Source organism: Tabrizicola fusiformis (genome assembly GCF_013328815.1).
In the GTDB taxonomy this organism is placed as follows: domain Bacteria; phylum Pseudomonadota; class Alphaproteobacteria; order Rhodobacterales; family Rhodobacteraceae; genus Fuscibacter.
Map to the genome: position 1 here is coordinate 135555 of NZ_JABUHN010000005.1, position 14011 is coordinate 149565.

The window sequence follows — 14011 nt, forward strand, 5'->3', positions numbered from 1 at the left end:
GTCCTAAAGCCAAGCGGCGGCGAACGGAAGGCCCCCCGCCCGCTTGCCGCCCGTGCCCCCATCCGCTAAGGCAGGCACGAATGCTCAAAGGGGTGCCGCCGATGTCCGAAGGCAAGATCCGCCGTCCGAAAGCCGAAACCCCCAAAGGGTTCCGCGATTACTTTGGCGCCGAAGTGACCGAGCGCAAGGCGATGCTGGACAAGATCGCCGAGGTTTATCACCGCTACGGCTTTGACCCCTTGGAAACCAGCGCCGTGGAAACGGTTGAGGCGCTGGGCAAGTTCCTGCCCGACGTGGACCGCCCGAACGAAGGCGTCTTTGCCTGGCAGGATGAGGACAAGGACTGGCTCGCACTGCGCTATGACCTGACCGCACCCTTGGCCCGGGTGGCGGCGCAGTATCGCAACGATCTGCCCACGCCCTACCGGCGCTATGCCATGGGTCCGGTCTGGCGCAACGAAAAGCCCGGCCCGGGCCGCTTCCGCCAGTTCTATCAATGCGATGCCGACACCGTGGGGTCGGGGTCCGTTGCGGCGGATGCCGAGATTTGCGCCATGCTGTCGGATGCCTTGGAAACCGTCGGCATCCCGCGCGGCGACTATGTGGTGAAGGTGAACAACCGCAAGGTGCTGAACGGGGTGATGGAGGTCGCGGGCCTGTCGGGTGACGACAAGGAAGCCGAACGCGGCATCGTCCTGCGCGCCATCGACAAGATTGACCGTCTGGGCGAGGACGGCGTGCGCGCCCTGCTGGGCGCGGGCCGCAAGGACGAAAGCGGCGACTTCACCAAGGGCGCGGGGCTGTCGGATGCGCAGGCCGAGGTGGTGATGGGCTTCACCAGTGCCAAGCGTGACACAGGCGCCGAAACGATTGCGCGGCTGCGCGAACTGGTCGGGGCCTCTGTCATTGGCGCCGAAGGGGTGGATGAGTTGGAATCCATCGCCGCGCTGCTGGATGCGCAAGGCTATGGCGCGGACCGGATCGTTCTGGACCCCGGCGTGGTCCGGGGCCTTGGCTATTACACCGGCCCGGTCTACGAAGCCGAACTGACCTTTGAAATCCTTGACGAAAAGGGCCGTAAACGGTCGTTCGGCTCGGTCGCCGGCGGGGGGCGCTATGACGGGCTGGTAAAACGCTTCACCGGGCAGGATGTGCCGGCGACGGGCGTTTCCATCGGGGTGGACCGGCTTTTGGCCGCCTTGCGGGCCAAGGGCCGCAGCACGGGCGACACGGCGGGGCCGGTGGTGGTGACCGTGATGGACCGCGACCGGATGGCGGATTACATGGCCATGGTGGGCGAGTTGCGCAGCGCGGGCATCCGGGCCGAGGTTTATCTGGGCAACCCCAAGAACTTCGGCAACCAATTGAAATATGCCGACAAACGCCAGTCGCCGATTGCCGTGATTCAGGGCGGGAACGAGGCGGCCGCCGGAACCGTGATCCTCAAAGACCTGATCCTTGGCGCGCAGATCGCGCAGAATGCCACGCTGGAGGAATGGAAAGACCGCCCGGCGCAGGTCGAGGTGCCGCGCGAGGGTCTCGTCGCCGCCGTGCGCAAGATGCTGGCGCCATGATCGCCAAACCCGCCATCCGCGCCGAGGCCGAGCGGCTGTTCGCAGCCTTCAAGGCGGCGGGCGCGCTGCCGGTGGATGCCGATATCCTGCAACCGGCGGGCACCCTTCTGGACCTTTACGGCGAGGATATCCGCGCCCGCGCCTATGTGACGGCTGACCCGCTGGTGGGCGAGATGATGCTGCGTCCCGATTTCACCGTGCCGGTGGTGCAGGCGCATATGGCCAGCCTTGCCGAGGAACCGGCGCGCTATTGCTATATGGGCGAGGTGTTCCGCAAACAGGAACACCTTGACGCCCGGGCCCGCGAATACCTTCAGGTCGGGTTCGAGATTTTCGACGGTGCCGCGCCGCCGCAGGCGGATGCCGAAGTTTTCGCGCTGTTTTCCGATCTGTTGCAAGGGCTTGGCCTGCGGGCGGTGACCGGCGACATCGGCATTCTGATGGCCGCCGTGCGCGGGCTTGACACCACGCCGCGCCGCAAGGCCGCCCTCTTGCGCCACATCTGGCGCCCGGCGCGGTTCCGCGCGCTGCTGGACCGCTTTGCAGGTCGCGCCCCGGTGCCGCCTGCGCGGGCGCAACTGCTGGAGACGCTGGCCGGGGGGGCGCCGCAGGCGCTGATCGCCGCCGCCGGGCCGCTGATCGGGCTGCGCAGCGAAGAGGATATCGCCGCCCGCGCCGCCGCTTTGCTGGAGGACGCTGCGGCAAAGCCCATCGCGGCGCCGGAAGCCGCGATGCTTTATGACCTTCTGGGCTTGCAGGCCCCGGCGCGGGCCGCGCTGGACCATCTGCGCGGCATCACGCCGCTTCTGCCCGCCATCGCCCCGGCGGTGGACCGCTTTGCCGCGCGGCTGGACGCGCTGGCCGCCCACGGGATTGACCCGGTGACGCTGCCCTTCGAGGCGAGCCTTGGACGCACCTCGATGGAATATTACGACGGCTTCACCTTTGCCTTCCTGACCGACGGCAACCGGCCCGCCGTTGCTTCGGGCGGGCGCTATGATGCGCTGACGGCGGTCCTGGGGCAGGGGCGGCAGATTCCGGCGATGGGCGGCGTGATCCGGCCCGCGATGGTGGCGGCTTTGCGGGGGGCGGTCTGATGCTCAAGATCGGGGTGCCCTCGAAAGGGCGGCTGATGGAGAAGACCTTCGACTGGTTCGGCGCGCGTGGCGTAACCATGCGCCAGACCGGCAACGAACGCGAATATTCCGGCGCGGTCGAAGGCGTGGCAGGGGTGGAACTGGTCCTGCTCTCGGCCGGAGAAATCCCGCGTGAGTTGTCGGCGGGGCGCATCCACCTTGGCGTCACCGGCAGCGACCTTGTGCGCGACAAGCTGGCCGACTGGGCCGCACAGGTGGCCGAAGTGGCGCCGCTGGGCTTTGGCCATGCCGATCTGATCCTTGCGGTGCCCGCCTGCTGGATCGACGTGGATACGTTGGACGATCTGGACGCGGCGGCGGCGGCCTTTCGCGCGGCGCATGGCTTTCGGCTGCGCATCGCCACCAAATATCACCGCCTTGTGCGCGAATTCCTGACGGCGCAGGGCGTGGCGGATTATCAGTTGGTGGACAGTCAGGGCGCCACCGAAGGCACGGTCAAGAACCTGACCGCCGAGGCGATTGCCGACATCACCTCGACCGGCGAAACGCTGCGGGCCAACCACCTGAAAATCCTGTCGGACGGGCTGATCCACCAAAGTCAGGCCACGCTCTATGCGGCGCGGGGGGCGGATTGGGCGCAGGCGGCTGCGCCCTTGGCGGCGCTGGCGGCGCGGCTGGGCGTTGCGGTGCCGCAGGGCATCGGCTGATCGCGGGGCGCCAAGTTCCTTCCAAGGAACTTGCAAATTTCTTCGAAGAAATTTGGTCAGCGCCGGCTGGCCAGCGCCACGCCCAGACCCGCCAGCGCCATCCCGCCCCATGCCAGCGGTGGCATCGCCTCGCCCAGAAGCGGCCATGCGAAGAGGGCCGAAAGTGCCGGAACCAGATAGAACAGCGCCGAGACCCGGGCCACCTCGCCCATGCGGATCATGGCGAAGAGCAGGCTCATCGCCAGCAGCGAATTGGCGGCGACCAGATAGACCAGCACCCAGATCAGCTCGCCATCCCAGTTGACCGACGTCACATCCTCGGTGATGAGCGCCAGCGGGATCGTGAAAACCGCCCCCACCGCATATTGGATCAGGTTGGCGGCAACGGGATGGTGGCTCACCCCATGGCGTTTTTCCCATAAAGTGCCGCCGGAGATGCCGAAGAGCGCGCCAAAGGCCAGCGCCACGCCCAGCCCGCTTTCCGCCGCCACCGCCGAGCGCCCGAAGATCACCAGTGCCGCCCCGGCAAGGCCGAGGGCAAGTCCGGCCCAGACCCGCGGCCCGACCTCTTCGCCGACAAAGCGCGGTGCGGCCAGTGCCACGAGGATCGGTTGCAGGCAGACGATGATCGCCACGCCCCCCGCCGAAACCCCCAGTTTGAACGCCTGATAGCAGAGCGCGAAATAGACCACCTGCACCAGAAACCCCACCAGCGCGACATGGCCCCAGGCCCGAAGGCCCTGCGGCATCGGCACCCGCAAGATCAGCGCCAGAGGCAGCAACACCAGCACCAGAATGCCATAGCGCAGCGCCAGAAGCGTCATCGGCGGGGCATGGTCCAGCCCCAGCTTTGCCACGCCGAACCCGGCAGACCACAGGACCAGAAAGACGACGGGGGCAGCGCGCAGCCAGAACGGAGGTGTCATGCCGTCCTTGTCGCGCGCGAAGGCCGCCGGTGACCGCCCGGGCGCGACGCCCGGAGTCGCAATCAGCGTCGCAATCAGCGCAGGCCGATCTCGGCCAGCGCCTGCGCCAGCGCGGGCGGAAGGGCATCATCCAGCGCCCGGCCCTTCGGCAAGTCCCGCGGGCTTTCCTCGGGCGCCAGATAGCGCCAGCCCTGAAACGGGCGGCGCGGGGCGGCTTCGGTGCGGATCACTTCGGCATCCATCACCAGCGCACAGCGCGCAATGCCGTCGCTGCCGCGCCGCTCTTCCAGCGCCAGAATGCGCTGGCGGCACAGGATCGCGCCCTTCACAACCCAGTAAAGCGAACCGCCGTCCAGCACCTCATCGGCGCGCTTGGGCCACATGCGGGTGACATGTTCTGCGGTGCCGGGCGCCCAGCGGTCGCGGTTCTGCGACTGCCAGTCCAGCAGATCCTCGACGCTTTCGGCACCGACGCACAGCTTGATGATGTTCAGCGCCACCGGCTTCCCCCACAGGGCAAGGCCGCCCTGCGCCGGAAATTAACCCTTGCAGCGGCGACGGCAAGCCCGTCAGGCCAGACTTTGTGCCAGAAGCCGCCCTTCGCGTGGCCGCAGCATGGGATAATCCGCCCGCATCCGCTTCATCCGGCGATGCAGCTCGGGGAAGGCCTGCATCGCCTGCGTGACCGAGGAATGCTCTGGCGAACTGGGGGTGATGTCGCCCAGAAACAGGCTTTCGGCGGGCAGGCCATTGGCCAGAAGGATCACATGGCTGCGGCAGAGAACGTGGTAATATTGCACCCGGCGCAGGTGCCGTTCAAATGTCACGGTCATGCCCACCATGGCCCGGGCCGGCACCAGCACGTCATGCGCGCCGAAAAGCGTTTCGGCCCAATGCGAGGCCATCAGAAGCCGGTGCTGCTGTGAGAGGAGCAGATCGCGGCTTGGCAGGCCCTTGCCGAAAGCATCCTTCACCACCCGCACCGGCAGCCATTTGCTGAACCCTGAAATCAGCCCGATGGGCAGGTCCGTCTTGCCACCGCCGACCCAGAGAATCTCATGCTCGATGCCTTTCCAGTCGATCACGGTATCGCCGGGCAGCAGGCTTTCGACCGGGCGTTCGCCGATCGGAGTGGCGATGCGGGTGCCGGCGTGAAAGCAGACCGGGTCGGCCACCCGATAGGCCGCCGGGGTCAGGTTCAGGACCAGCGCCGTCGCGGACGTGGTTTTGGGCGGACCTTCGGGGAAATGGAAATAGATCGTGCCGCCAGCGCGAAAGACGGCGGTCGGCACCGCAGCCCCGACCGGCGTCACGCCCCCGGTCAGCTTGCTGGCCGGCCGCACCGTGCCGCTGCCGATATGGCTGATGGGCAGGCAGCGAAAGCTGCTGCTTGCGATGTCATCCGAACCGAACAGCCCGTCGCTGTCGTTCAGAATGCCGCTGACCGGCGCGCCGAACAGGTCGCAAGGCAGGCTGAGATGCCGCGTCAGCAATTCTGCGGCCGACAGCGTGCCAAGGTAAGGTGTGGCCGCGATTGTCGATTCTGCCATTGTGTCACTCCGGCCTTTGGGGTCTGGGATCGTTCACGCAGGGCGAAACACCCAGAGGTTGTTTTTCAAATGCGGCGAAAGCGTGCAATTTGAGTGAAACTTTCCGGGCGCCCGGTTTGGCGCAGTTTGCGGCCTACTACAGCCAGACCTTGCCGCCCGGGCCGTGCGGACATATTGTGTTCGCCTGCCCGCACCGAAGACAGCGACTTTGTGGCGATTTCGCGCGGGCCTTTGCAATGACAGGACGCGCCATGACCCGATTCTCCGCCCCCATCGCCGAACAGATCTGGGACATGAAATACCGCTTCAAGCACGCCGATGGCACGCCTATCGACGGCACGATCGAGGATACCTGGCGCCGGATCGCCCGCGCGCTGGCCGAGGTCGAGGCGGACCCGGCACTGTGGGAAGAGCGATTCTATGCCGCGCTGGAGGGGTTCAAATATCTGCCCGCCGGGCGCATCACGGCGGGGGCGGGCACCGGGCGGGCGGTCACGCTGTTCAACTGCTTTGTCATGGGCACGATTCCCGACAGCATGGGCGGCATCTTCGAGGCGCTGAAAGAGGCGGCGCTGACCATGCAGCAGGGCGGCGGCATCGGCTATGATTTCAGCCCGATCCGCCCGCGCGGCGCCGAGGTGAAGGGGGTCGCGGCCGATGCCAGCGGTCCCCTCAGTTTCATGGACGTGTGGGATGCGATGTGCCGCACGATCATGTCTGCGGGCAGCCGCCGCGGCGCGATGATGGCCACCATGCGCTGCGACCATCCCGATGTGGAAGCATTCATCGAGGCCAAGAAAGACCCGGCCCGGTTGCGCATGTTCAACCTGTCGGTGCTGATCACCGATGCCTTCATGGAGGCGGTCAAGGCCGATGGCATGTGGGAACTGGTCCACGGTGGCAAGGTCTATAAAACCCTTCCGGCACGCGATCTGTGGAACCGGATCATGCGCAACACCTATGATTTCGCCGAGCCGGGGGTGATCTTCATCGACCGGATCAACAAGGCCAACAACCTTAACTATGTCGAGACGATTGCCGCCACCAACCCCTGTGGGGAGCAGCCGCTGCCGCCCTATGGTGCCTGCCTGCTGGGTTCGGTCAATCTTGCGGTGCTGGTGAAGGATGCCTTCACGCCGCAGGCGGTACTGGACCCGGCGGCGCTGGATGATCTGGTGCGCCTGTCGGTGCGGATGATGGACAATGTGGTGGATGCCAGCCGCTTCCCGCTGCCCGAACAGGCCGCCGAGGCGCAGGCCAAGCGGCGGATCGGGCTGGGCGTGACCGGGCTGGCCGATGCGCTGCTGATGCTGGGTCTGCGCTATGGCAGCGCCGAGGCGGCGGCCCAGACCGAAATCTGGATGAAGGCCATCGCGCGGGCGGCCTATCTCGCCTCGGTCGATCTGGCGAAAGAGAAGGGGCCGTTCCCGCTGTTTGACGCCGAGGGCTATCTGGCCTCGGGCAACATGCGGGCGATGGACGCCGATGTCCGCGAGGCGGTCCGCAAACATGGCATCCGCAACGCGCTCCTCACCTCGATTGCGCCGACCGGCACCATCAGCCTGTTTGCGGGCAACGTCAGTTCCGGGATCGAGCCGGTCTTTGCCTATGCCTATACCCGCAAGGTGCTGCAAAAGGACGGCTCCCGCACCGAGGAAGAGGTGGTGGATTACGCCGTGCGCCTGTGGCGGGAGACCCACGGCGATACCCCGCTGCCCGATTACTTCGTGAATGCCCAGACCCTGCCGCCGCTGGACCATGTGCGGATGCAGGCGGCGGCGCAGAAATGGATCGACAGCAGCATTTCCAAGACCATCAACTGCCCCGAAGACATCAGCTTTGACGATTTCGCGGGCGTCTACATGGCGGCCTGGGATCAGGGCTGCAAAGGCTGCACCACCTACCGGCCGAATGACGTGACAGGCTCTGTCCTGACCGTCAGCGAGGGGGCCGCCAGCCCGCCTTCGGAGGCGCCCGCGCAGATGCAGGGCGGCGAGGTGATTTACCTTTCTGAACCGCTGGACCGTCCGGCGGCGCTGGAAGGCCAGACCTACAAGGTCAAATGGCCGGGCAGCGAACATGCACTTTACATCACCGTCAATGACATCGTGATCGCGGGCCATCGTCGCCCGTTCGAGGTCTTCATCAACTCCAAGAACATGGAGCATTTCGCCTGGACCGTGGCGCTGACCCGGATGATCTCGGCGGTGTTCCGGCGCGGCGGCGATATTTCCTTTGTAGTGGAGGAACTTAAGGCCGTGTTCGATCCGCGCGGCGGCGCATGGATGGAAGGGCGCTATATCCCCTCGATCCTCGCCGCCATCGGCGGGGTGATCGAGCGCCACCTTATCGCCATCGGCTTCATCGAGGGTGAGGGGCTGGGCCTGAAATCCGACCCCAAGGCCGAGGTGATGGTGGTGGGCGACAAGCCGCGTGGCAAATCCTGCCCCTCTTGCGGCAGTTTCGATCTGCGGATGGTCGAAGGCTGCATGACCTGCGCCTCCTGCGGCCATTCGAAATGCGGCTGAGGGGATGAACGTTCCGCCCTTTCCGCGCGGGCCGTTCCGCTTTTTCGCGCTGGACGTGGAAACGGCGAACGGCCAACGCGGCAGCATCTGCCAGATTGGCGTCGCCTGCGTTGCGCCGGACAATGCGGTGACGACCTGGGCCACCCATGTCGATCCGCAGACCGGCGACTGGTCCTGTTCCTGGGTGCATGGCATCACGGCGCAGGATGTGCGGGGCGCGCCGGTCTTTGCGCAGGTGATGCCCGTTCTGGCGCGGGCGCTGGCGGGGCGGCTGGTTTATCAGCATTCCGGCTTTGATCAGCGGGCCATGGCGGCGGCCTGCGCCCTTGCCGGGCTTGAGGCGCCGGATTGGCAATGGTCCAACAGCGTGATCGTCGCGCGCAAGGCTTGGCCCGAGCTGAAGGGCAAGGGCGGCCATGGGCTGGCCTCGCTGAAATCGCATCTGGGTCTGCAATTCCGGCACCATGACGCGGGCGAAGATGCCCGGGCGGCGGCAGAGGTTGTGCTGCACGCGGAACGGGCGGCGCTGGCCGCTTCGGCGGGCTGATCAGGCCCCGCTTCCCACATTCTCCTGCGCGACCGACACCGCCTTCAGCACGGCAAAGACCGGGCTGCCGGGCGCAAGGTTCAGCGCGGCGGCAGAGCGGCGGGTGATGCGGGCCAGTATCCTTTCGCCCCCGGCATCCAGTTGCACCAAGGCGCCGGGGCCATCGCCCAGCCGCAACTCCTGCACGACGGCGGGCAGGATGTTCAGGGCCGAAATCCCCTCGGGCCGGGTGGTGGCCAGCATCACATCCTGCGCCAGAATGCGCAGCCGCAGCGTGGTTCCCGGTGCCGCTGCGACACGGGGCAGCCAGAGCGGCCCCGCCGCCGTTTCAAGCCGGGTCAGGCCGTCCGGCTCTTGCGCGGCGACCCGCGCCGTCAGGATCGCCCCCGCCTCGCGCAGACCCAGTGCCGGGGCGGCGGCCGGATCGGCCAACAGGGTGGCTGCGGGGCCGGCGGCGGTCACTTGGCCCGCCTCGATCAGCACCAGCGTCGTCGCCAGCCGCGCCACTTCGGCCATCGAATGGCTGACATACAGGATCGGCAGCGCCACCTCGTCGCGCAGCCGTTCCAGATAGGGCAGGATTTCGGCCTTGCGCGCCTCGTCCAGCGCGGCAAGGGGCTCATCCATCAGCAAAATCCGCGGGTTCGACAGGATCGCGCGGCCCAGTGCCACGCGGCTGCGCTCTCCGCCCGACAATGCCCCGGGCTGGCGTGACAGAAGCGCGCCCAGCCCCAGAAGGTCAACGATCCGCTCCAGCGCCGGGCCGGGGCCGCGCGGGGCGAACCACCGGCCGTAAAGCAGGTTCTGCCCCACCGTCAGATGCGGGAAAAGCCGTGCGTCCTGAAAGACATAACCAACCCGGCGCCGATGCGGCGGCAGGTTGATCCGCGCCGCGGTGTCCAGAAGGACCACATCCCCCGCCACGATCCGCCCCGCTTCGGGCCGCAACAGTCCGGCCACCGCATTGACCACCGTTGTCTTGCCTGCGCCCGACCGGCCAAACAGCGCCGTCACCCCCGGCGGCGCCTGAAACGCCACATCCAGCGTCAGCCCGGCAAAGCGGTGCCGCAGGGTGACCGAAAGCGTCATGGCCCGGCGATCCGGCGGGCCACGGCGCGGCTGATCCACTCCGACAGCAAGAGCGCCGCCATGGCGATGGCGATGGCCACGGCCACCAGCCGCGCCGCCTGCGCCTCCCCTCCCGGCACCTGCATGAAGCTGTAGATGGCCGAAGGCAGCGTTTGCGTCTGGCCGGGGATGTTGGAGACAAAGGTGATGGTTGCCCCGAACTCTCCCATCGCCTTGGCGAAGGCGAGGATCACCCCAGCGATGATCCCCGGCAGGATCAGCGGCAACGTTACCGTTGCCAGAACCCACAGACGCGGTGCGCCCAAGGTGCCCGCCGCCTCTTCCAGCCTTGGGTCCACCGCCTCGATCGCCAGCCGGATTGCCCGCACCATCAGCGGAAAGGCCATCACCGCCGCCGCCAGCGCCGCCCCGGTCCAGCGGAAGGCAAAGACGATGCCGAACCATTCATCCAGCACCTGCCCGGCCCACCCCCGGCGCCCGAAGGTCAAGAGCAGCAGATACCCCGTCACCACCGGCGGCAGGATCAGCGGCAGATGCACCAGCCCGTTCAGCACTTGCTTGCCCGGAAACCGCCATCGGGCCAGTGCATAGGCCACGAATATCCCGAACGGCAGGCTGGCCAGCACCGCCCAGAACGACACGCGCAGCGACAGGGCCACTGCGCGCCATTCTTCGGGGGAAAGCCAGTCTGTCATGCCCTGCGGTTGCGCCCTATTTCAGGATGGCAAAGCCCTGTCCGGTGAACTTCGCATCCGCCGCGTCCGAGGACAATGCCTCATAAAACGCGGTGTCGGCAGCATCCGCCGCCCCGGTCAGCAGGGCCGCAGGATAGATGATCGGCTTGTGGCTGTCGGCGGGGAAGGTGGCAACCACCGTCACATTGTCATCGGCCACCGCATCCGAGGCATAGACGATGCCATAGGGCGCCTCGCCCGAGGAGACCAGTGCCAGCGCGGCGCGGACGTTTTCCGCCTGTGCCACATGGGCCTCGACGCCGGCCCAGAGGCCAAGGCTTTCCAGCGACGCCTTGCCATATTGCCCGGCAGGCACGGAATCGACCAGCGCCATCGACAGTTTGCCATCGCCCAAAAGACCCGCAAGATCGGTGCCCGGTCCGATTTCCACCGGCGCGGCGCCTTTGCCATGGGCGATCAGAACCAGCGTATTGCCCAAAAGGTCTTCGCGGCTGCCCGGCACCACCAGCCCGGCCTTTTCCACCTCGTCCATCCAGTTGACGGCGGCGGAAACGAAGATGTCGGCAGGCGCGCCTTCGATGATCTGCTTGGCCAGCGCGTTTGAACCGGCATAGCTGATGGTCACGGTATGGCCGGTTGCCGCCTGAAAATCCGCCGCCACCGCATCCAGCGCGGTTTTCAGCGAGGCGGCGGCAAAAACCACCACCTCGTCGGCATGGGCCGCAGGGGCCGCGAGGGCAAGGGCAAGGCCAAGGAAAAGCGGGCGCGACATGGAACCTCCATTATGTTTTGAGGAACATATCGCCCAGCAAGAATAGCAAGGCAAGCAATATTTTCCGCAGGAAATATCGCTTGCCTTGCCCCCGGCCGCGCTTAGGCCGAGATGAAGGACTGCACAAAGGCGCTGGCGGGCCGGGCGCGGATGTCCTGCGGCTTGCCGATCTGCTCGATCCGGCCCATCGACATCACCACCACCAGATCGGCCAGTTCCATTGCCTCTTCCTGATCATGGGTCACGAAAACCGTGGTCAGGCCGGTTTCGTCATGGATGTCGCGCAGGCCCTGCCGCAACTCCTTGCGGACCTTGGCATCCAGCGCGCCAAAGGGTTCGTCCAGCAAGAGCATCCGCGGCTCGATCGCCAGCGCCCGGGCCAGTGCCACGCGCTGCCGCTGGCCGCCCGAAAGCTGGCTGGGAAAGCGGCTGCCGATGTCGGGCAACTGGATCAGCTCCAGCAGCTTGGTCACCCGGCGGGTGATTTCGGCCTTGGGCGGGCGGCTGGCGCGGGGGCGGGCGGCAAGGCCATAGGCGATGTTGTCGAACACCGTCATATGGCGGAACAGGGCATAGCTCTGGAACACAAACCCCGCCCGGCGGTCCTGCACCGTCAGCCCCGTCGCATCCTGTCCGTCGAACAGCACCCGGCCCGAGGTCGGAAACTCAAGGCCCCCCAGAATGCGCAAAAGCGTGGTCTTGCCCGAACCCGAAGGCCCCAGCAGCGCCACCAGCGCGCCCGAGGGGATGGCCAGCGATACCGGATGCAGCGCCGCGGTGACGCCAAACTGCTTGGAAATCTCGTCGATCTCGATTCTCATGGCTTTCTCCTAGTGGCGGTGGTTGGCGGCAAGTGCGTCGGCGTGGCGGACTTCCAGCGCGGTCTTCAGCAACAGGGTAACGAGGGCCAGCAGGGTCAGAACCGCCGCCATGCTGAAGGCCGCAACCGACAGGTATTCGTTATACAGCATCTCGATGGTGATCGGCATGGTCGCGGTCTGGCCCCGGATCTTGCCGGAAACCACGGCTACTGCGCCGAACTCGCCCATAGCGCGGGCGTTGCAGAGCAGCACGCCATAAAGCAGCGCCCAGCGGATGTTGGGCAGGGTCACGGTCCAGAACACCCGCCAGCCGCTGGCGCCCAGCGTCAGTGCCGCCTCTTCCTCGGCCCGGCCCTGTTCGATCATCACCGGGATCAGCTCGCGCGCAACGAAGGGGAAGGTTACGAACATCGTGGCAATCACGATGCCGGGCAGGGCAAAGACGATGGGATAGCCCTGCGCCACCAGCCAGCCGCCGGCCAGCGAATTGGCCCCGAACATCAGCACGATGCAGAGCCCCGCCACCACCGGCGAGACCGAGAAGGGCAGGTCGATCAGCGTGATCAGGAAGGCTTTGCCGCGAAAGTCGAACTTGGTGATGAACCATGCGGCGGCAATGCCGAAGGCGGCATTCAGCGGCACCGAAATTGCCGCAATCAGCAGCGTCAGCTTGATCGCCGACAGCGCATCGCGGTTGCCAAGGCTTGCCACGGCGGCGCCGATGCCCTTGGCCAGCGCCTCGGCAAAGACGGCAATCAGCGGGGCGGCCACCAGAACGGCGATGCCCGCCACCGCAAGCCCCGTCAGCACCCAGCGGGCGACGGGGGTTTCGGTGGTGACGGGGCGGAAGGTGGGGGCGATGTCAAACATATCCGATCCTCCGGCGGCTCCAGACCTGAATGAGGTTGATGGCCAGCAACATGCCAAAGCTGATCAGAAGCATGGCAATGCCGATGGCGGCGGCGCCGTCATAGTTGAACTCTTCCAACTGGATCACGATCAGCAGCGGGGCGATTTCGGTCTTGAGCGGGATATTCCCGGCAATGAAGATGACCGAACCGTATTCCCCAACCGCCCGCGCCAGCGCCAGCGCAAAGCCGGTCAGCGCGGCAGGCATCAGCATCGGCAGAACCACCCGCCGCAGCGTGTAAAGGCGGCTGGCGCCCAGGGTGGCCGAAGCCTCTTCCACCTCGCGCTCGATCTCTTCCACTACGGGCTGCACGGTGCGGGTGACGAAGGGCAGGCCGACAAAGATCAGCGCAATGAAGATGCCCCATTGGGTATAGGCGATCTTCAGGCCCAACTCTTTGGCGATGGCGCCAAAGGCGCCGTTCGGCGCGTAAAGGGCTGTCAGCGCGATCCCGGCCACCGCCGTCGGCAGGGCGAAGGGCAGGTCAACGGCGGCATCCAGCAGCCTGCGGCCCGGAAAGCGGTAGCGCACCAGAACCCAGGCCAGGATCACCCCGAACACCAGATTGAACAGCGCCGCAAAGAACGACAGCCGGAACGACAGGAAAAGCGCCGCCCAGACGCGCTCGCGGTTCACGGTGTCCCAGATGTTGCCAATGCCAAAAGTGGCGCCCTTCAAGAGAAGGGCGCCGATGGGCAGAAGCACGACAAGGGAAAGCATCGTGAGGGTGATCCCCATGGACAAGCCAAGGCCGGGCATGGGGGATCGGTGGATCAGGGGTCTGCCCATCAGGTC

At 66.4% G+C, this 14011-nt stretch carries 14 protein-coding genes; 5 read left to right on the plus strand and 9 right to left on the minus strand.

Annotated elements, in window-relative coordinates; translation table 11 throughout:
* Positions 1-101: 101 nt before the first annotated feature.
* The 3 genes from hisS to hisG are packed head-to-tail and all read left to right on the plus strand — an operon-like array spanning position 102 to position 3378.
* Positions 102-1574: a histidine--tRNA ligase gene (gene hisS / locus HS053_RS09600; RefSeq protein ID WP_174211021.1), complete on the plus strand. Its 1473-nt coding sequence runs from the start codon at positions 102-104 to the stop codon at positions 1572-1574.
* Positions 1571-2671, plus strand: a complete 1101-nt coding sequence (locus tag HS053_RS09605) for an ATP phosphoribosyltransferase regulatory subunit (RefSeq protein ID WP_174211022.1) — start codon at positions 1571-1573, stop codon at positions 2669-2671. The genes hisS and HS053_RS09605 overlap by 4 nt, the downstream gene beginning before the upstream one ends.
* Positions 2668-3378, plus strand: coding sequence for an ATP phosphoribosyltransferase (hisG, locus tag HS053_RS09610; RefSeq protein ID WP_174211200.1), 711 nt, complete (start codon positions 2668-2670; stop codon positions 3376-3378). Before HS053_RS09605 ends, hisG begins: the two co-directional genes overlap by 4 nt.
* A 56-nt stretch (positions 3379-3434) precedes the next feature.
* On the opposite strand, the gene HS053_RS09615 is transcribed toward hisG, so the two are convergent.
* The 3 genes from HS053_RS09615 to HS053_RS09625 form a co-directional block, all read right to left on the minus strand.
* On the minus strand, positions 3435-4304 hold the full coding sequence (locus HS053_RS09615) for a DMT family transporter (RefSeq protein ID WP_174211023.1): 870 nt from the start codon (positions 4302-4304) through the stop codon (positions 3435-3437).
* Positions 4305-4378: 74 nt separating this feature from the next.
* Positions 4379-4804: a DUF1489 family protein gene (locus HS053_RS09620; RefSeq protein ID WP_174211024.1), complete on the minus strand. Its 426-nt coding sequence runs from the start codon at positions 4802-4804 to the stop codon at positions 4379-4381.
* Positions 4805-4873: 69 nt separating this feature from the next.
* The gene (locus HS053_RS09625) at positions 4874-5854 is read right to left on the minus strand and encodes a Hint domain-containing protein (protein ID WP_174211025.1); all 981 of its coding nucleotides are present in this window, start codon (positions 5852-5854) and stop codon (positions 4874-4876) included.
* A gap of 251 nt (positions 5855-6105) precedes the next feature.
* On the opposite strand from HS053_RS09625, the gene HS053_RS09630 reads away from it, so the two are divergent.
* Both HS053_RS09630 and HS053_RS09635 read left to right on the plus strand, forming a co-directional pair.
* Positions 6106-8382, plus strand: a complete 2277-nt coding sequence (locus tag HS053_RS09630; RefSeq protein ID WP_174211026.1) for an adenosylcobalamin-dependent ribonucleoside-diphosphate reductase — start codon at positions 6106-6108, stop codon at positions 8380-8382.
* A gap of 4 nt (positions 8383-8386) precedes the next feature.
* Positions 8387-8929, plus strand: coding sequence for an exonuclease domain-containing protein (locus HS053_RS09635; RefSeq protein ID WP_174211027.1), 543 nt, complete (start codon positions 8387-8389; stop codon positions 8927-8929).
* Here the strand turns inward: HS053_RS09635 and modC are convergent, their stop codons facing one another.
* The 6 genes from modC to cysT form a co-directional block, all read right to left on the minus strand.
* Positions 8930-10018, minus strand: a complete 1089-nt coding sequence (gene modC, locus HS053_RS09640) for a molybdenum ABC transporter ATP-binding protein (RefSeq protein ID WP_174211028.1) — start codon at positions 10016-10018, stop codon at positions 8930-8932.
* The gene (gene modB / locus HS053_RS09645; protein ID WP_174211029.1) at positions 10015-10713 is read right to left on the minus strand and encodes a molybdate ABC transporter permease subunit; all 699 of its coding nucleotides are present in this window, start codon (positions 10711-10713) and stop codon (positions 10015-10017) included. Before modB ends, modC begins: the two co-directional genes overlap by 4 nt.
* Positions 10714-10729: 16 nt before the next feature.
* The gene (modA, locus tag HS053_RS09650; RefSeq protein WP_174211030.1) at positions 10730-11485 is read right to left on the minus strand and encodes a molybdate ABC transporter substrate-binding protein; all 756 of its coding nucleotides are present in this window, start codon (positions 11483-11485) and stop codon (positions 10730-10732) included.
* A 101-nt stretch (positions 11486-11586) separates the two neighbouring features.
* The gene (locus tag HS053_RS09655) at positions 11587-12306 is read right to left on the minus strand and encodes a sulfate/molybdate ABC transporter ATP-binding protein (protein WP_174211031.1); all 720 of its coding nucleotides are present in this window, start codon (positions 12304-12306) and stop codon (positions 11587-11589) included.
* A gap of 9 nt (positions 12307-12315) precedes the next feature.
* The gene (cysW, locus tag HS053_RS09660) at positions 12316-13176 is read right to left on the minus strand and encodes a sulfate ABC transporter permease subunit CysW (protein ID WP_174211032.1); all 861 of its coding nucleotides are present in this window, start codon (positions 13174-13176) and stop codon (positions 12316-12318) included.
* Positions 13169-14005 carry a sulfate ABC transporter permease subunit CysT gene (gene cysT, locus HS053_RS09665; RefSeq protein ID WP_174211033.1) on the minus strand — a complete coding sequence of 279 codons (837 nt, stop codon included), beginning with the start codon at positions 14003-14005 and terminating at the stop codon, positions 13169-13171. The genes cysW and cysT overlap by 8 nt, the downstream gene beginning before the upstream one ends.
* Between the last annotated feature and the right edge of the window lie 6 nt (positions 14006-14011).

Coding starts and splice junctions, on each gene's coding strand:
- HS053_RS09630 (WP_174211026.1), top strand. CDS start 6,106: ATGACCCGATTCTCCGCCCCCATCGCCGAACAGATCTGGGACATGAAA.
- cysT (WP_174211033.1), bottom strand. CDS start 14,005: ATGGGCAGACCCCTGATCCACCGATCCCCCATGCCCGGCCTTGGCTTG.
- HS053_RS09615 (WP_174211023.1), bottom strand. CDS start 4,304: ATGACACCTCCGTTCTGGCTGCGCGCTGCCCCCGTCGTCTTTCTGGTC.
- cysW (WP_174211032.1), bottom strand. CDS start 13,176: ATGTTTGACATCGCCCCCACCTTCCGCCCCGTCACCACCGAAACCCCC.
- hisS (WP_174211021.1), top strand. CDS start 102: ATGTCCGAAGGCAAGATCCGCCGTCCGAAAGCCGAAACCCCCAAAGGG.
- HS053_RS09635 (WP_174211027.1), top strand. CDS start 8,387: ATGAACGTTCCGCCCTTTCCGCGCGGGCCGTTCCGCTTTTTCGCGCTG.
- modC (WP_174211028.1), bottom strand. CDS start 10,018: ATGACGCTTTCGGTCACCCTGCGGCACCGCTTTGCCGGGCTGACGCTG.
- modA (WP_174211030.1), bottom strand. CDS start 11,485: ATGTCGCGCCCGCTTTTCCTTGGCCTTGCCCTTGCCCTCGCGGCCCCT.
- HS053_RS09655 (WP_174211031.1), bottom strand. CDS start 12,306: ATGAGAATCGAGATCGACGAGATTTCCAAGCAGTTTGGCGTCACCGCG.
- HS053_RS09605 (WP_174211022.1), top strand. CDS start 1,571: ATGATCGCCAAACCCGCCATCCGCGCCGAGGCCGAGCGGCTGTTCGCA.
- modB (WP_174211029.1), bottom strand. CDS start 10,713: ATGACAGACTGGCTTTCCCCCGAAGAATGGCGCGCAGTGGCCCTGTCG.
- HS053_RS09625 (WP_174211025.1), bottom strand. CDS start 5,854: ATGGCAGAATCGACAATCGCGGCCACACCTTACCTTGGCACGCTGTCG.